General features: G+C 33.6%; 15 protein-coding genes. 10 read left to right on the top strand and 5 right to left on the bottom strand.

Annotated elements, in window-relative coordinates:
* Positions 1-72 precede the first annotated feature (72 nt).
* The 3 genes from Q0857_RS08700 to Q0857_RS08690 all read left to right on the top strand — a co-directional run bounded on the left by Q0857_RS08700 (position 73) and on the right by Q0857_RS08690 (position 2437).
* Positions 73-519 (top strand): type I restriction enzyme HsdR N-terminal domain-containing protein, encoded by a 447-nt coding sequence (locus Q0857_RS08700; protein ID WP_298533900.1) that lies wholly within the window; start codon positions 73-75, stop codon positions 517-519.
* A complete protein-coding gene (locus Q0857_RS08695) occupies positions 516-1505 on the top strand; it encodes a glycosyltransferase family 2 protein (RefSeq protein ID WP_298533897.1) in 990 nt (329 codons plus the stop codon). The genes Q0857_RS08700 and Q0857_RS08695 overlap by 4 nt, the downstream gene beginning before the upstream one ends.
* Before the next feature lie 92 nt (positions 1506-1597).
* Positions 1598-2437 (top strand): OmpA family protein, encoded by an 840-nt coding sequence (locus Q0857_RS08690; RefSeq protein WP_298533894.1) that lies wholly within the window; start codon positions 1598-1600, stop codon positions 2435-2437.
* Positions 2438-2605: 168 nt separating this feature from the next.
* On the opposite strand, the gene Q0857_RS08685 is transcribed toward Q0857_RS08690, so the two are convergent.
* Complete coding sequence (locus Q0857_RS08685) at positions 2606-3226, bottom strand: L-threonylcarbamoyladenylate synthase (RefSeq protein WP_298533892.1); 621 nt, start codon at positions 3224-3226, stop codon at positions 2606-2608.
* Positions 3227-3272: 46 nt separating this feature from the next.
* Here Q0857_RS08685 and Q0857_RS08680 point away from each other — a divergent pair, with 46 nt between their 5' ends.
* From Q0857_RS08680 to Q0857_RS08670, 3 genes are read left to right on the top strand one after another with little or no spacing between them, the layout of a single operon-like run.
* The gene (locus tag Q0857_RS08680) at positions 3273-4136 is read left to right on the top strand and encodes an alpha/beta hydrolase (RefSeq protein ID WP_298533889.1); all 864 of its coding nucleotides are present in this window, start codon (positions 3273-3275) and stop codon (positions 4134-4136) included.
* Between the two features lie 37 nt (positions 4137-4173).
* Entirely contained in the window at positions 4174-5139 is a 966-nt protein-coding gene (locus Q0857_RS08675; RefSeq protein ID WP_298533887.1) for a hypothetical protein, read from the top strand.
* The gene (locus Q0857_RS08670) at positions 5136-6104 is read left to right on the top strand and encodes a glycogen-binding domain-containing protein (protein WP_298533884.1); all 969 of its coding nucleotides are present in this window, start codon (positions 5136-5138) and stop codon (positions 6102-6104) included. Before Q0857_RS08675 ends, Q0857_RS08670 begins: the two co-directional genes overlap by 4 nt.
* On the opposite strand, the gene Q0857_RS08665 is transcribed toward Q0857_RS08670, so the two are convergent.
* Positions 6105-8438, bottom strand: a complete 2334-nt coding sequence (locus tag Q0857_RS08665; RefSeq protein WP_298533882.1) for an ATP-dependent helicase — start codon at positions 8436-8438, stop codon at positions 6105-6107. It lies immediately after the preceding gene.
* A gap of 142 nt (positions 8439-8580) precedes the next feature.
* Here Q0857_RS08665 and Q0857_RS08660 point away from each other — a divergent pair, with 142 nt between their 5' ends.
* From Q0857_RS08660 to Q0857_RS08650, 3 genes are read left to right on the top strand one after another with little or no spacing between them, the layout of a single operon-like run.
* Positions 8581-9852, top strand: a complete 1272-nt coding sequence (locus Q0857_RS08660; RefSeq protein ID WP_298533880.1) for an amidohydrolase — start codon at positions 8581-8583, stop codon at positions 9850-9852.
* A gap of 1 nt (position 9853) precedes the next feature.
* The gene (locus Q0857_RS08655) at positions 9854-11434 is read left to right on the top strand and encodes an FMN-binding glutamate synthase family protein (protein ID WP_298533878.1); all 1581 of its coding nucleotides are present in this window, start codon (positions 9854-9856) and stop codon (positions 11432-11434) included.
* A gap of 5 nt (positions 11435-11439) precedes the next feature.
* Complete coding sequence (locus tag Q0857_RS08650; RefSeq protein WP_298533876.1) at positions 11440-11961, top strand: hypothetical protein; 522 nt, start codon at positions 11440-11442, stop codon at positions 11959-11961.
* Position 11962: 1 nt separating this feature from the next.
* On the opposite strand, the gene Q0857_RS08645 is transcribed toward Q0857_RS08650, so the two are convergent.
* Genes Q0857_RS08645 through Q0857_RS08635 form a run of 3 tightly spaced genes read right to left on the bottom strand, consistent with a single transcriptional unit; the run spans position 11963 to position 16615 of the window.
* Positions 11963-12877, bottom strand: a complete 915-nt coding sequence (locus tag Q0857_RS08645; RefSeq protein WP_298533873.1) for a patatin-like phospholipase family protein — start codon at positions 12875-12877, stop codon at positions 11963-11965.
* A gap of 41 nt (positions 12878-12918) precedes the next feature.
* The gene (locus tag Q0857_RS08640; RefSeq protein ID WP_298533870.1) at positions 12919-14880 is read right to left on the bottom strand and encodes a M1 family metallopeptidase; all 1962 of its coding nucleotides are present in this window, start codon (positions 14878-14880) and stop codon (positions 12919-12921) included.
* Positions 14881-14926: 46 nt separating this feature from the next.
* Positions 14927-16615, bottom strand: coding sequence for a histidinol-phosphatase HisJ family protein (locus Q0857_RS08635; protein ID WP_298533868.1), 1689 nt, complete (start codon positions 16613-16615; stop codon positions 14927-14929).
* Positions 16616-16811: 196 nt separating this feature from the next.
* On the opposite strand from Q0857_RS08635, the gene recG reads away from it, so the two are divergent.
* Positions 16812-18914, top strand: coding sequence for an ATP-dependent DNA helicase RecG (recG, locus tag Q0857_RS08630; RefSeq protein WP_298533866.1), 2103 nt, complete (start codon positions 16812-16814; stop codon positions 18912-18914).

Below are 18914 nucleotides of genomic sequence, written 5' to 3'. Positions count from 1 at the left end.
AACGCAACAATTATAAGCGGATTTTGGGTTATTGATTATTGTAGTTTAACTTTGAAAAATAAATAAACGCATTTGCAAGCACTTAATTTTCCAAAATATACCTTTCGCTTCAAAAATAAAGAAAATAAAGTTTCTATTTTTGATCCCATTCGTAAAAAATTTGTGGTTTTGCAACCTGAAGAATGGGTGCGCCAGCATTGTGTTCAATATCTCGTTAATGTTAAAGGTTATCCAAAATCTTTAATAAATGTTGAAAAAGAACTCACAATCAATTCATTAAAAAAAAGATATGATATTGTCATTTTCAAGTCTGATGGTAATATTCACTTAATTGTTGAATGTAAATCACCTAAAATCATTATTAATCAAGAAACTTTTGATCAAATTGCTCGATACAATCTAAAGCTAAATGCGTCCTATTTAATGGTAACTAATGGATTAAATCATTATTATTGCCAAACGGATTTAAAAAATGAACGTTATCTGTTTTTAAAAGAAATTCCCGACTATAATCCATGAAAATAGCTGTAGTCATATTAAATTGGAATGGCAAAAAATTATTAGAACAGTTTTTACCATCGGTTGTTGAAAACTCACCTGAAGTTACGGTCTATGTTGCAGATAACGCTTCTACAGATGACTCTGTTCAATTCATAAATAAAGCATTTCCAACTGTTAAAATTATTCAAAACAAAGAAAACGGTGGATACGCAAAAGGATACAATGACGCCTTAAAAAAAATAAAGGCTGATATATTTTGTCTTTTAAATAATGATGTTGAAGTTACTAAACACTGGCTAAGTCCTGTACTCGAAACATTCGCTAAAGAACCAAAAACAGCTATCATACAACCTAAATTATTAGATTACAATAACAGAACACACTTTGAATATGCCGGTGCTGCTGGTGGTTTTATAGATAAATACGGCTATCCATATTGTCGAGGACGTATTTTTAATAGTATTGAAGAAGATAAGGGGCAATACAATGATGTAACAGAAATATTTTGGGCATCGGGAGCTTGCTTATTTATAAGGAGTGTGGTGTATAATAAACTTAATGGTTTAGACGAATCCTTTTTTGCGCATATGGAAGAAATAGATTTATGCTGGCGAGCAAAAAACTTGGGTTTCAGGATTAAATATGTTGGTGCATCGAAAGTCTATCATTTAGGCGGAGCCACCTTGAATGAGCAAAACCCAAAAAAAACGTTTCTAAACTTTAGAAATAGCCTGTTTACACTTACTAAAAATGCAAAAGGATTTTTATTAGGTCTTATTTTCATACGTTTAGTATTAGATGGTATAGCCGGATTAAAATTTTTATTAGAATTTAAACCTCAACATACGTTTTCAATAATAAAAGCACATTTTGGTTTTTATAGTCATTTAAAACATTTACTAGTTCAACGAAAACAAACAAGAGATAAGATTAAATATTATCAAAAAACATCTGTAGTATTTGATTATTTCGTAAATAAAAAAACAAATTACAATAGTTTATAACTCATTAGTAAAAGTTTTGTTAAAATAGTGTAAACCATCGTTTTTTATATATTTTTGTGAAACAATTTTAGAAAAGTTAATCCTAATTAATTATGAAGAAAATCTTATTACTTGGTGCATCTGCAATGGTACTACTAAGTTCATGTGTATCAAAAAAACAATTTACAGATCTTGAAGCAAAACAAAAAGAAACTCAAGATTTACTTAATTCTGCCACAGTAAAATTAAACTCTTGTTTAGAAGACAGAGCTTCAGCAACCGCCAGAGCCACAGCTTTAGAAGAACAAGTAGCAGATTTACGTAAAAACAATGATAATTTAACTGTTTTATCTGCAAAAGGTGCGAGCAGTATTGAGAAAACTTTAGAAAGCATTAAGGAAAAAGAGCTTAAAATTTCAAGATTACAAGATGCACTTACCCAAAAGGATAGTGTTACCTTAGCTTTAGTTACAAGTTTGAAAAGAGAAGTTGGAATTAACGATCCTGATATTGAGGTAAATGTTGAAAAAGGAGTTGTTTTTATTTCTATTGCGGATAAATTGTTGTTTAAAAGTGGTAGCTATAATGTAACAACTAGAGCAAAAGAGGTTTTAGCTAAAGTTGCAAAAGTAGTGAATAGTAAACCGGACTTTGAGTGCATGATTGAAGGTCATACGGATAGCCAATCATACCAAAAAGGTGTATTATTAGACAACTGGGATTTGAGTGTTAAACGTTCTACATCAATTATTAGAGTTTTACAGGATTTAGATGTTAATCCAGCTCAACTAATAGCTGCTGGACGTAGCTCTTATGTTCCATTAGTAGATAATGATACTGCTGAAAACAGAGCAAAAAACAGACGTACACGTGTTGTTGTTATGCCTAAGATTGATCAGTTTTACGATATGATTGAAAAAGAAATGAAAAACCTTGAATCTGGTGCAAACTAGAAAATAGGTTTTATAAATAATTAAAAGCTCAACTTTTTAAGTTGGGCTTTTTTTATAAACTTATTTAAATCAATTAAAGTGCTACCCAAAAGGCTTCTAGCTTTAAGATTTTTCAAGAAACTTTAGCATTTGACGTCTCAGACCTAAATAAAACTTTAGAATGGCCTTTTAAAATATTTCTAAATCACCTTTACCCTCTCGTATAACAATGGGGTTGTCTTCAGACAAATCAACAATAGTAGAAGGTTCATTATCACCATAGCCACCATCAATTACTAAATCGACCAAACTATCCCATTTCTCTAAAATTAATTCAGGATCTGTAGTATATTCCAGTATATCATCCTCATCATGTATAGATGTTGATATTATTGGGTTCCCCAATTGCTTTACAATCTCTAATGCGATATTATTGTCTGGCACCCTAATACCCACTGTTTTTCGTTTCTTAAAAGGATGAGGTAACGATTTAGAGCCAGGAAGAATAAAAGTATATGCCCCAGGAAGTGCTCGTTTTAATATTTTAAATACAGAAGTGTCTATTTGTTTCACATAATCACTTAAATTACTTAAGTCATGACATACAAATGAGAAATTAGATTTCTCCAATTTCACGCCTTTAATTCTCGCAACTTTTTCTAAAGCTTTTATATTAGTAATATCACAGCCCAAACCATAAACCGTGTCAGTTGGATAAATAATAAGTCCGCCACGTTTCAAAATCTTCACAGCCTTTTCTATTTCCTTTGGATTAGGGTTTTCTTCATAAATTCTTATAAATTCTGCCATAATAATTATATTCCTTTTACGTTCACAAATTAAATATTATTTTTAAATGACACATATCAGATTCCTTTTAATTCATGTTACACTAGTTTTTCTTTTAATTGGTTGCTCAAAATCAGAAAATGAAATTGAAACTATTAATGAATTCGATTCCTCAATAAATTATGAAGGTTTAGACATTCCTTACGGAACAGATATAGAGCAAACCTTCGATTTATTTTTACCTGCCAAAAGAACACAGGCTACTAAAATACTTATTTTGATTCATGGTGGTGGATGGACATCAGGAGACAAAAATGATATGAATTTTGTGAAAGAATTAATTAAGCAAGATTTTCCCGATGTTGCCATAGCAAATATAAATTACCGCTTGGCAGGCTCTAATACCCCCCCTTACCCCATGCAAATTAATGATATAACAGCGGTAATTGCGTTTTTAAAAGACAACAAAGAAAAGTATTCTTTATCCCAAAATATTGGTTTTATTGGGATTAGTGCTGGCGCGCATTTATCCATGTTATGGTCTTATGCTTTTGATGTGAGTAATCGTGTAAATATGGTATGTAGCATTGTTGGTCCTACAAATTTCACAGATCCTGCATACCTAAATAATACATCGCCAATTATTGAACCATTAATTGATTTATTTGGTAAAACTCCTGAAATCGAATTTCTAGAAGAAGTTAGCCCCTATCACCAAGTAAAATCGAGCGCCCCTCCAACCATACTATTTTACGCAGAGCAAGATGAATTAGTTCCTATTTCGCAAGGTATTGCCATGCGAGATAAATTAATAGAATTGCAAATACCACATGAATTCACATTGTACCCAGATGTTGGTCATGGGCTTGGTGTTTCAGAAATACTTGATCTTTGGGGTAAGCTTAGAGTTTATATAAAAAACAACCTCTAAACTTGTAACATTTATGAATTAAACCAGTCTCTTTAGTATGAGAAATGCTTTTTTGATAATATTACTTGTTTCGCAACTGGGCTTTTCGGTGTCTAAAAACAACGCCTCCTCTCCTCCTATTATTTTTTCTAATGCAGAAATTATCAATCAATACACAACAAGAATACCTTTTAAACTGGCAGACCACTTGATTATTATTGAAGCTGAATTATATAACGAAAAAGGAAATTTTATAATTGATACGGGCTCGGAGTCCTTGATTTTAAATAAAGTACATTTTTCAAATCTATACAATCACCAAACTAAAAAACAGAATACCTCTGGAGTACTACATACGGTAGAAAACAATTATCAGAAACGCATAAAAACCTTCATTTTAAAAAACTTTACTTTAGAAAATAAAACGTCAGATGTAATTGATTTATCGCATATTGAAAAAAGCAAAAAAATTAAATTACTAGGTATTATAGGCTACAACATTTTAAAAGACTACGAAGTTTTTATTGATATGTATTTAAATCAAATTACTTTAACCAAAGTGAATGCCTTTGGAGTTAAATTGAATAAAAACGTATATTTAGAGAAAATAGTTGATTCTGTAAGTTTCAGTTTAAAAAACCACACAATTGTGGTGGACGGCACAATTAATAATCAGAAAGTAAAGCTAGGCATTGATACAGCCGCAGAATTCAATCAAATAAACAAACGCATTAATAAAAAAGCCCTAAAGTATTTTATACCAAAAAGGAGAATGCGCTTATCTGGTATTGGGAATAAAAAAATTGAAGTTTTGGCAGGAAAACTGCATCGTGTTAAACTGAGCGAAAGCACCTATTTTGGACCAATGTCAACAGTTTTGACAAACTTAAGTAAAATGAATGAGGCTTTTGGCATATCATTAGATGGCATTTTAGGCTATGAGTTTTTTACTCAAAAAAGGACAATCATTAATTATCAAAAAGAACAATTATACTTTATAAACCATCCCATAGCACACTTGTGAAATTTGGTATTTCTCATACTTTACTCATCATTCTTACCTTATTAAATTTTATTGTTTTTGCACAAAGTAAGACTCAAAAAGGCTACAGAATTGAAGGAGATACTGTTGTTTTTTCTTTTAAGGTTAAAGATTATTCAAAATTCACTCAGGAGTATTCAGGTCAGACTTTAGACTTCGCCGACTTTGATATTGAAAATGTAGCGGTCTCAGGAGAATTTAATCTTTGGTCTAGAGATCAGTGGCAAATGAAAAAAATTGATGACTATAATTATGAACTTAGAAAGAGTATTTACGATTTTAATGATGAATTTTCTTGGGAGTTCAAATATGTAATTAACAATAGCTATTGGGCAGAACCATCAAAGCATGATCCTAATGTATCCAAAGCCCGCAAAGATGGAAGAAGATTACATGGTATTTATAATTTAAAAATGTATACGGCGCATCCTGATAAAAATGGTAATGCCTTTTTTACATTAAAAGACTTTAAAAATGCCAAACAAGTCATTTTAGCGGGGTCATTTAACAAATGGGATGAGGATCTTTTTAAGATGAATAAAACAGAGTCTGGTTGGGAACTTACCCTAAAAATGAAACCGGATAAATATCAATATCGTTTTATTGTGGATGGAAAGTGGATGGCGGATCCTACGAATCCCGATAGAATAGAAAACGAATATGGTGAGTACAATTCGGTTATAAATATAAAAGTATATACCACATTTAAGCTAAGAGGCTATTTAGAAGCTCAAAGGGTTATACTTGCTGGCTCATTCAATGATTGGAATGAACAGGACCTAATAATGCATAAAATGGATTATGGGTGGAAATACGTTTTGCCCTTATCAGGCGGCAAACACCATTACAAATTCATTGTAGATGGTGAATGGATAGTTGACCCTAATAATACCGTAAAAGAGTATGACGGAAAGGGTCATATTAATTCCGTTTGTATGGTCAAATAATTAACCTATCACTTCCAACTTAGCAAAACGCAGCAATAATTTTTTCGTTCCTCCATGCTGAAACTTAATTTCAGCTTTTATATCTGCTCCAGAACCTTCAATTTTAAGAACCTCACCTGTTCCAAACCTTATATGTTTTACTAAATTACCAACAGTTAATTTCGTATCAAACAAATTAGTGTTCCCATTAGCTTTCGATACAGGTTTTAAATTCTTAGGTGTTGGCGCTTGATATTTTTCCGGTTCTATTTTAGACGTTTTTCCTTTCCGTAACACGGCCTGTTTTGCAGGCTTATATCTAATTTTATTAGGCTCTACATCACCAAAAATATCGGCAGAAAGCATTGGGTTAATTCGTCTTTCTTCAATTGGCGTTATAATATCTAAATACTGTTCATCTATTTCTTCTATAAAACGACTAGGCTCAGAATCTACTAATTTACCCCATCGATATCGTGAAAGGGCATAAGTTAAATATGCTTGTTTCTCAGCTCGTGTGAGTGCCACATAAAATAATCGGCGCTCCTCCTCTAGCTCACTACGTGTATTCATACTCATAGCGCTTGGAAATAAATCTTCTTCTAGGCCAACAATAAACACCGTTGGAAATTCTAATCCTTTTGCCAAATGTATGGTCATTAACGCTACATGATCGGTATCACCTTTGTCCGCATCCAAATCGGTTGCCAAGGCAACATCTTCTAAAAACTCGGCTAAAGATCCTGTTGTATCGGCAATTTCTTTTTGCCCCTCAACAAAGTCCTTCATACCATTTAACAACTCTTCAATATTCTCCATTTTGGCAACACCTTCTGGGGTACCATCTTTATTAAATTCTTTTATTAAACCTGTAGTTCTTGTAACATGTTCTGCCAATTCAAAAACATCTGCCGTTTGATTCATAACTTGAAAACTTTCGATTAAAGTCACAAAGTTTTGGAGCTTCGTTTTTGTACCAGAATTTACCTTAACGTCTGTTTTATCAATGTTTTTCATCACCTCAAAAATGGTACGCTTATAACCATTGGCCGAAACAACAAGCTTATCCATTGTGGTTTGACCAATACCTCTTGGTGGAAAGTTAATAACACGCTTTAAGGCTTCTTCATCTGCCGGATTTATAATTAATCGTAAATACGATAAAACATCTTTAATTTCCTTACGCTGATAAAATGATAAACCGCCGTAAATTCTATAAGGAATATCACGCTTTCTCAAAGCATCTTCAATAGATCTCGATTGTGCATTAGTCCTATACAAAATGGCAAAATCACTATTATTTAATTGATCCTGCATCTTGTTTTCCCAAATGGTACTAGCCACATAACGCCCTTCGTCTCCATCTGTTAAAGAACGATGTACTTTTACTTTACCTCCATCATCATTAGATGTCCAAACTACTTTCTCAAGTTTCGTTTGATTTTTATCAATGATTGAATTAGCAGCATTTACTATGTTTTTGGTAGACCTATAATTTTGCTCTAACCTAAACTCTTTCACATCATCATAATCCTTTTGAAAATTCAAAATATTATTAATGTTAGCTCCACGGAAAGCATAGATACTCTGCGCATCATCACCAACTACACAAATATTCTGAAACTTATCTGATAAAGCTCTAACGATTAAATATTGGGAATGGTTTGTATCCTGATACTCATCTACTAAAATATATCTAAACCTATTTTGATACTTAGCTAAAACATCAGGGAATCTGGTTAAAAGCTCATTAGTTTTCAATAATAAATCATCAAAATCCATTGCCCCAGCTTTAAAACAACGATCTACATATTCCTTATAGATATCTCCCATCCTTGGTCGTCTTGCCATAGTATCCGCCTCTTTAAGTTCTGGGTTTTGAAAATAGGCTCTTACCGTAATTAAGCTGTTTTTATAAGACGATATTCTAGAACGTACTTGCTTGTATTTATAAATATCTTTATCAAGATTCAACTCCTTAATTATTGAAGCTATTAAGCGGTCAGAATCTTGGGTATCGTAAATAGTAAAATTACTAGGATACCCAATTTTATCTGCTTCTATACGCAGAATTTTTGCAAATACCGAGTGAAACGTACCCATCCATAAATTTTTGGCTTCGCTTGCACCAACTATAGTCGCTATTCGCTCTTTCATTTCTCGGGCTGCCTTATTCGTAAAGGTTAAAGACAGTATATTAAAGGGATCAATACCCTTACTCATCATATAAGCTATGCGATATGTAAGCACACGGGTCTTCCCAGATCCAGCGCCTGCAATAACAATCATAGGGCCATCAATTTGTATGGTAGGCTCTAATTGAGCATCATTTAATTGGCTTAAATACTTTTCCAAATCGTCATCATTTTAATAGCGTGAAAATAACCATTGTTAGGGGTTTATTTAGCTGTAATTATTAATAATTATAAACAATTCAACTAGCAGCTATGCTTTGATATATTTTAAATATCTTTAAGCTTGAAAAATAGGTTTACTTATGAAACATCTGCTATATGCGTTCGTTTTCTTCGGAATTTTAAAATCGTCTGGACAGGATAATTTAAATCAACAGTTTAGCGAAATAGAATCTAAAGTTATTGAATGGAGACGTGATTTTCATCAGAATCCAGAACTTTCAAATAGAGAATTTAAAACTGCAGAAAAAATAGCAGCCCACCTTAAAAACTTGGGTTTAGATGTTCAAACAGGTGTTGCACATACAGGAGTTGTTGGACTTTTAAAAGGCAATCTTCCTGGTAAAGTTATTGCACTTCGCGCCGATATTGATGGCTTACCAGTAACTGAACGTAATGATCTCTCCTTTAAATCTGAAGTTAAAACAACTTTTCTTAATACAGAGACTGGAGTTATGCATGCTTGTGGTCATGACGCTCATATTGCTATTTTAATGGGAGTTGCCGAAATTCTTACCAAAAACAAAGATAAAATTAAAGGCACGGTTAAATTTATATTTCAGCCTGCTGAGGAAGGCCCCCTCCCGGGAGAAGAAGGTGGTGCTAAACTAATGATTAAAGAAGGGGTTTTAGAAAACCCAAAGGTAGATGCTATTTTTGGTTTGCATATTAGATCGAACTATGAAGTGGGCACCATACATTACAAAAAAGGAGGTACTATGGCGGCGGTAGAACGTTTTGTAATTAATGTAAAAGGCAAGCAAACACATGGTGGCAGGCCATGGCAAGGTGTGGACCCCATTTTAATTTCTGCCAAAATTATTGATGGTTTACAAACTATTATCAGTAGAGAAACGAAACTAGTTGACGAGGCTGCCGTTATTACTGTAGGTAAAATTACAGCTGGCACGCGATTCAATATTATACCAGAGTCAGCTGAACTTATTGGCACTTTAAGAACTTTGGATCCCGACATGCGTGATCAAATTATTAAGCGTATGACAGAAATGACAAAAACTATAGCTAAAGCCTATGGAGGTGAAGCCATTATCGAGTTTCAAGAAAATACAGCAATTACTTATAATGATTTTGATTTAGTTGATAAAACACTACCCACCTTACAGAAAGTTGCTGGTACTAAAAATGTACTTTTACGAAAAGCCACAACTGGAGGGGAGGATTTTTCATATTTCCAAGAAGTTGTTCCTGGATTTTATTTTTTTCTTGGAGCTATGACTCCGGGAAACACAAAAGCGTTTCCACACCATACTCCAGATTTTATGATTGATGAAAGTGGGTTGCTTCTTGGCGTGAAGATACTCACACAAATAACCTTTGATTTTTTAAATAATTAATATGAATTCTATACTCAATTTTTTATCAAACATCCCATGGTGGAGTTGGATTTTAATTTTCTTGACTCTTGTTGCCATTCGAGATATTTTTATTCAAAGAGCTCATACCATTAGCCACAATTTTCCAATAATTGGCCATTTACGATATTGGTTGGAAAGTATAGGTCCAGAAATGAGACAGTATTTTGTTGCGAATAACCGAGAAGAACTACCTTTTAATAGAATAGAGCGCAGTTGGATTTATGCTTCAGCTAAAAAAGAGAACAATTACGAAGGATTCGGCACAGATAGAGATATTTATACACATCAACATATATTTATTAATAACGCCATGATGCCTTATAAAGTAGCGAAAAATCATCCTAACAAAATTGATAAGACCTTTTTGCCTTGTGCGAAAATAATTGGCGAATTCCATAACAGGAAAAGACCTTTTAGGCCCGCATCGATAATTAACGTATCTGCCATGAGTTTTGGTTCGCTCTCTGCAAAAGCTATTGAATCTTTAAACAAAGGTGTGAAAATTGCAGGGGCTTATCATAATACTGGCGAAGGTGGTTTATCTCCATATCACAGCTATGGTGGTGATGTTGTTTTTCACTTTGGAACGGGGTATTTTGGGGTTCGTAATGAGGATGGAGGCTTTTCTTTAGAAAAACTCATAAAACTTGTAGAACAAAACCCTTTTATTCGAGCTATTGAAGTAAAATTATCTCAAGGTGCCAAACCCGGTAAAGGCGGGGTTTTACCCGGATCAAAAATCACTAAAGAAATTGCAGACATAAGAGGTGTAGAAATTGGTAAAGATGTTCTTTCTCCTCCTAACCATAAAGCCTTTTCTAATGTTCCTGAACTGGTCGATTTTATTGAAAAAATAGCAAAAGCTACAGGGCTCCCTGTCGGGATAAAAGCAGCTATTGGAAAGCTAGAACAATGGGAAGAACTTGCAGAAATTATGGTTGAAACTGGGCATGGCCCAGATTTTATAACTATTGATGGTGGAGAAGGAGGTACCGGGGCAGCACCTCCTAGTTTTGCTGATCATGTATCATTACCTTGGGTTTATGGGTTCAGTGATGTTTACAGGCTGTTTAAACGGAAAAATTTATCAGAACATATCGTATTCATTGGAAGTGGGAAACTCGGGTTCCCAGCTAAAGCCGCCATGGCCTTTGCTATGGGAGTAGATTGTATAAATGTAGCCAGAGAAGCTATGATGAGTATTGGATGTATTCAAGCGCAGGTATGCCATACAAATCGATGCCCTGCAGGTGTAGCTACGCAAAGCAAATGGCTTCAAAATGGCATTGATCCAACCTTAAAATCTGAACGTTTAGCTCAATATTTTAAAACATTTAGAAAAGAATTTATAGAGATTACACATGCAGCTGGACACGAGCACCCATGCCAATTTAAAATGAGTGATATTGAAATGAATGTAGGTGATCATAATCTTTCAAAAGAATTACGTAGAACATATAATTATGAAAAAACACCCGTTCCATTCAGGGGTATGCAGAATTTAAAAGATTGTTTATATTTGGGCAATCATCCAGATAAAAACCCAACTAAAACCAATTAACCTATATGGATACATCAAGAATAATTGACCTTTTTTTATTTGCTATACCTTCATTAATAACAGGAATTATTGCTTATTACTTTTTTAAAGCACACACTGAAAATGAAGATGGCAGGCGTCGGTTTTTATTAAAAAAAGATTTACAAGTTAATGCGATGCCTTTACGCTTGCAAGCTTATGAAAGAATGGCCCTTTTTTTAGAACGTGTTTCGCCATCTAAGTTATTGATTAGAATCCCTCCTGTTTCTGCTAACAAAGCTGATTATGAATCCTTATTAATTCAGAGTATCGAACAGGAGTTTGAACATAACCTATCGCAACAAATTTATATTAGTGATAAATGTTGGAATATTGTTACCACTGCTAAAAATGCAACGATTCAACTCATAAGAAAAGCTGGTATGTCTGAAAAAACAGATACAGCAAATAAATTAAGAGAAGTTGTTTTATCTGAAATGATGGAACGCAGATCACCTAGTGACGCTGCCTTATCCTTTATAAAAGAAGAAGTCGCAGAAATTTGGTAATTTATTTATCCATACGAAGCTCATTCGAGCGGGCTTCTTGACATTTCTTTTTTGCATAAAAGTAACCTTGTTGCCACCACGAACTCATTAGTTTTTTATTAAAAACCAAAGAGTTTTCGGTAAGTTTTGACGGTGTATAATACAAATTAAGCTTTACATTTTTATTTTTAGCGGCCAACTTTCCTATAAGTATGTCGCTACGCTCAACCTGATCTAATAAATGACCAAACAAATTAATCATTAAAGAAAATGGGTTTTTTCCTAACACCTTGTTATATGCCATACTCTCTGATTCCAAAATAATAGCGTCAATTTCCGTGGCACCTCTTAAAATGGCTTCCCGAATAGGAACCACACATCCAAAAGCACCATCAGCGTACTCAAAACCGTTTTTCTTCACCAAAGACATAAAAGGAACATAATTACAAGAAATCCAGATCCAATCACAAAATTCGTCATAGCTAAAATCCTTAATAGATTTATATTCTACAATATTTTTAGATAAATTGGAAACGGTTACCACTACATCTTCCCTACTCTCTTTGATTAAACTATATTCTTCGTAAGTAAAGTTCTTTTTTAAATAGCGCTTTAACGCTTTGCTTTCGCCAAAGGTGCGTTTCATTTTAATAAACTGCCACAAGGAATTTAAAAAGTCAATTGAGACGTACTCCCTGTTATCCTTTTTATGCACTACAAAAGGACTAACACTAAATATATTCCTCTGATTTACATTAGTAAAAACTTTGTGTATTTTATTTATTTTTCCGGCAGCTAAATGAGGTATTAAAAGACTTCCTGTAGAAGTGCCTAAAAACAGATCATAATTCCTTCTTTCTTCTTCAATTAAATACTGAGCTACACCTCCTGCATATGCGCCTTTACTACCTCCTCCAGAAATCACTAATGCTTTCAAATTGATAATTTTAAAAGTAAATATAGAAACTTAAAATGTATTTACTCAGCTTTCAATAGCTCTTTTGCAAACTTTTTAAAGCGCCAATTATGATGATTAGTGGCTTCTTTCAAGTTTTCTTTACAAACTTCTTTACAAGCCTGAATTTGATTCAAATAAGAAAATGCGTTTTGGCGTATTTCAAAACCGTATTTAGGGCTTGTATAACTAGTAAGTTCATTAAAATAAACTCTTTTGTTGATTGAGTTATAATCGTTAGTAATAAACGCCAATGTTAGCCATAAAATTCTAACATTCTTATCACTAAAACCCTGAACTTCCTTAGTTTGATGTAAATATTTTTTTCGCTCTAGCGGAAAATTACGCCATAAATTAAATAAAGCAGTTTCCAAGGTCATATAAGATTCATCCTTTAAAAAAGATTCATAACTTGATTTTTGTTCAAACGGAATATCATAAACCGACTGAGCTAAGGCCTGACGTAATTTAATATCTTTTGAATTATACAAAATTTTTGGAAACTCGCCTTGCATAATATTTACAACTTCCGACCTTAAATAATTATTATCACTTGTTTCTAAGTAGCTTAAACAACTTTCTTTTGAGTTTTTACAATCTAATTCAAAAAACTGCCGATAGTTATTAGATTTATTTGATAAAAATGTTTTGAGATCGTTATAATGAAAATCATCAGATTTTAACCAAATATCTACAAATTCAGACAAATCCATGTGGCTCGTCTTTTCAATTGTTTTTATAAAATCAACTGTGCTTACATTTTTAAATCTATATGCCTTTAAGTAAGTCTTTACCCCTTTTTCAAAGGCCTTATCTCCTACTTTATCTCGAAGCAAAACCAATACCCAAGCGCCTTTCTTATAAAACGTAGTGCTACTCGATTTCGGGTTAAGAAGTGCTGTACCTGCTCCGGCCTCATCCTGCATCTTCAATTCTTGAGCGTATTCAAAAAGTTTGTAGAAGTAGTAAGAATCCCCAAACACTTCTCTTTCTGCTAATAAAGCATAATACGTTGCGAAACCTTCTTGCAGCCAATGATGCCTCCCTGAGGTTTCGGTAACTAAATCGCCGAACCATTGATGTGCTAATTCATGAGCATTTACATTTACATAATTTTTATCAACAAATGCTATCGAATCAATTACAAAAGCATCTGAAAAAATTGTGGTGCTCGTGTTTTCCATACCTGCATACAGAAAATCTTTAACAGGAACCTGCTTGTAATTTTGCCATGGGTAGGGCACGCCAATTTCATCTTCCAAAAAATCGAACAAACGCTTGGTATAACGATAAGTAGGTTCAAATTTCAATGAATCCTTAGGATAATAATACATTTCTAAAGGAATACCACTATTAGAATATTCTACCTTTTTATCATAATTACCAATTGCTAAACCCACTAAGTAGCTTGACATGGGGTGTTGCATATCGTAATGCCATGTGGTTGTTGAGCCTTTAACTTCTTTATCAACCAAATTTCCATTGGCAATAACCTGATAATTAGAATCAAAAGTAACTGACAAATCAAATTCAATCTTCTCGTTCATGTCATCAATACTTGGTAACCAATTACTAGTGTATTTCCCTTGGCCTTGGGTCCATACCTGTTTATTACCACCCTCTTCATACTCCCAATCAATAAAGTAAAGCGCTTTCTTTGGTTGAGTTTCCCAAGTTACCTGTAGTGCATATTTAGTATTAGCCTTAAATTCATGCTTTACAATTAACTGTTTCCCATTGTAAAGTTCACCTTTATACTTACCGTTAAGCACATAGTTTATGGTCTGAAAATTTTTAGCATCAAGGTATATAGAGTCTGCATCCTTCAATATTTCAAACTCATAAACAACAGTTCCTATAACTTGTTTTTTGACTAAATCATTAAAGAAAATATTAACTTTTGCAGATTTAAAATCAACAATATCCACCTGTTGGGCTAATAAAAAATTAAACCCAAAACAAATTATAAACAAGAAACGATTCATGCTTTTAAATGTAGCAAAGATTAATCCAAAAAAACAAACTCTGGAATTAAAAACTATGAAACTCGATTAAATTCGCTTCATAATACTGATCTCCAAGTTTATCTAACAAACTTTTAATAACGTTAGAATCGCCATTAACAGCAATGGCAGAATACCCCATATTATTCAGTTTACCAAGTCGTAAATCAATAATATTTATATTCTTTGACGCTAAGGCTGATAATAAAATCAGCAAAACCCCCGGTGCATTTTGATGCTTGGTAAGGATTACTTTTTCACTCAATGCTAAATTTAATCGTACACCGTCCACTTCTAATAAATACACCCCTTCTCTATAGTAGTTGGGAAGAACATCATTTTCTTGGTAAGTTAATTTTGAAAAAAGTCCTGCATCTGTTCCATTTATAAAATCAATAGCACTTTTAACGTTACCGTTATCATTATCAATGGATAAAAATGCCACGGCCGTACCATCTTTATTAGATTTTAACCGTGCTGTTTCCACATTAATTCCTTCTGAAGCTAGGGTATTAAAAAGCGAAGATACCACACCAGGTTTATCTAAATGTTCTGAAAACAAACCATTCACAATGTTTTTAGACATTTTCGGAACTTCGTCTGTTACCGTAATAGATTTCCCCCATTTTCGTATTCGAATGGCATTATAATCTCCCATTCCAGTTGAGTTCTTATATAAATCAACAAACTCTAAAAAAGATCCGCCAAAAGAAAAATCAGGAATAATTCGTCTTTCCGATTCGTTCAACCTTTGATTTAACAACTCAATACCTTTATTTAAAACGGTATATTTAACCTTTAGTTCGTGGTCGTCATAAATAGTTCTATTTTCAGGAATCAACTTAGAATAGCTCACATAGCTTTCATAACCTGCCTCTTGAATATACTCTAGACTCTCTTTATAGTTCAAACCATAATAACGAACATGATGTGTATCGGTGCCTACACAAACAGGTATTTGAAGTTCATTAGCACGTCTTAAAATACTTTGAACAGGGTATACACCAACACCCTTAAATTTCCCTGCCATATTAACATCTAGAGATAAATTTCTATCTGCAATAAGCTCTAAGAGCGTTCTGAATTTATTTGCTAAAGGATGCGAACTCGTTTCAAAATTCACCAAAGCTTCTGGCATATCGACATTAAGCTTAGGCAAATCAATATGCCCAATAATCTGAATCATATCTCCAAAACACTCAATCATCTGGATCATTTCATTGAAATAACCATCCCAGTATGCTTCCAGACTACCGCGTAACTTTAATAATTCCTGAGCTTCTTCTTTTGAACCGTCGTAAGGCAAGCCTTCAGGAGCAAAATGTACTGAACCAATAACATAATCGGCATCTTCGGCTTGAAATATTTTAGATCTACTCCATTGCAAACCAAGCTCAGGCCCCATCCATTCTAACTCAACACCATACTTAATATTTATTTGCCCCTCGTATTTTTTACGAAGGCTAGCGATACGCTTCGGGTAATTTAAATACGATTTATTACCTCTAATGAATTTTACGTTAGTCTCACGCTCTGCAGTGTAACGAAAATTAGTTAATCGTGGTGAGTGAATAATAAACGTAATACTGGGGTTATTAGCCTCAATAGCCTTATCAATAATATCTTCTAATTTATCTATTCCATGTTTTACATGATCTTGCTCTGTACCAGCGTGAATGCCATGTGTTTCCCAAATAAATTCGTTAAGCTTTTTCATCAATCAATATGCGTTTATTATCCAATTAAGAATGTCAAATTTAACTATTGAAATAGAATTATTCACTAAATTTTAATGGTTTTAAAGATTTTCTAAGAAGAAACCCGAAAATCGAATGATAGCATCCCTAATCAAAGTAATTATTACGAATTAAATAAGTCTATAAATTTTTAACGGATTTGTTTAAATTCGCTTTATGTCAGTTAACCTACAAACACCTATTGATTATTTGAAGGGCGTAGGCCCAAGTCGAGCAGATTTGCTTCGTAAAGAGCTTGGTATCCATACATACCAGGATTTAATCAATTTATTCCCAAATAGATACATCGACAGAACACACTACTATAAAATTAACCAACTGCAGCGCAACAACGCAGACGTGCAAATAGTTGGAAAGTTAACGAGTTTTAAAGAAGTCACTCAAAAACGCGGCAAACGTTTAGTAGGAATCTTCCAAGATGACACTGGCACTATGGAATTGGTTTGGTTTAGAGGACAGAAATGGATTAAAGAAAATTTAAAACTTAATAAAACCTATGTGGCTTTTGGTAAAACTAATTGGTTTAGTGGAAGATTTAATATGCCCCATCCTGAATTAGAATTACGGAGCGAACATGAAAAAAACTTGCGTTCTGCCATGCAACCCGTTTACCCTTCTACTGAAAAATTATCAAATAAAGGGGTTACAAATCGTATGATTGGTAAAATCATGCAGCAACTATTTTTGGAAACCAATGGAAAATTTACTGAAACATTACCAGATTATTTGCGTTCTGAGTTAAAATTAATAAGCAAACAATCGGCACTCTTTAATGTACATTTTCCAAAAAGCCAAGAGCTACTTTCACGAGCGCAATTCAGATTAAAATTTGAGGAATTATTTTATATTCAGCTGCAACTAATTATTAAAAATTTAATTCATAAATCGAAAATAAAAGGGTTTCCATTTGATCACGTAGGTAACTATTTTAATTCGTTTTTTAAAGACCATTTGCCCTTTGATTTAACTCAAGCGCAAAAGCGTGTTTTAAAAGAAATTCGTGCTGATTTGGGTAGCAATGCCCAAATGAATCGACTTTTGCAAGGTGATGTAGGCTCTGGAAAAACTATTGTCGCCTTTATGTCAATGCTCATAGGACTTGACAACGGATTTCAGGCTTGTTTAATGGCACCTACTGAAATTTTGTCAGTCCAACACTTTAACGGATTACAAGAGTGGTGTAAAATACTGAATATCAGAATAGAATTACTAACAGGATCAACTAAAACTTCAAAAAGAAGAGAGATTCATGAATCTTTAGAAAATGGTGAATCACAAATTCTAATTGGCACTCATGCTCTACTAGAAGATAAAGTGAAATTTAAAAATTTAGGGCTCGCCATAATAGATGAACAACATCGTTTTGGTGTTGCCCAAAGAAGTAAATTATGGCATAAAAACACATCCCCTCCTCACGTTTTGGTTATGACCGCAACACCAATTCCAAGAACCTTAGCCATGTCTGTTTACGGAGACCTAGATATCTCGATAATTGATGAGTTACCACCCGGAAGAAAGTCGATAAAAACAGTTCATAGATATGACAAAAACAGACTAAATGTTTTCAAATTTATTCGAGATGAAATTTCTAAAGGCCGACAAATTTATGTAGTGTACCCATTGATTCAGGAAAGTGAAAAAATGGATTATAAAGATTTAATGGATGGATATGAAAGCATTTCAAGAGACTTCCCTATGCCAGAGTATCAAATATCTATTGTTCATGGTAAAATGAAACCTGAAGATAAAGATTATGAAATGCAGCGCTTTATAAAAGGGGAAACACAAATCATGGTAGCAACTACTGTAATTGAAGTTGGTGTTAATGTACCCAATGCTTCTGTTATGATTATTGAAAGTGCAGAACGCTTTGGATTGTCGCAATTACATCAGCTACGCGGACGTGTTGGTCGTGGAGCCGAACAAAGCTATTGCATATTAATGACCAGCCACAAATTAAGCAACGATAGCAAAACGCGACTTGAAACCATGGTGCGTACTAATGATGGCTTTGAAATTGCCGAAGTCGATTTGCGATTACGCGGACCAGGTGATATAATGGGTACGCAACAAAGCGGGGTTTTAAACTTAAAGATCGCCGATATTATAAAAGACAATGATATTCTTCAACATGCTCGGTACCACACGAAAAGCGTACTAAAAATTGACCCCACGCTTACACTATCAGAGAACAATATTATTTTAAACACCTATAAGCAACTAAGCAAATACAAGAATATCTGGAATTATATTAGCTAG

The organism is uncultured Algibacter sp., assembly GCF_947495925.1.
Classification (GTDB): Bacteria; Bacteroidota; Bacteroidia; order Flavobacteriales; family Flavobacteriaceae; genus Algibacter_E.
The sequence above is the reverse complement of the archived record's forward strand: the minus strand, read 5'-3'. Positions and strand labels throughout refer to the sequence as shown.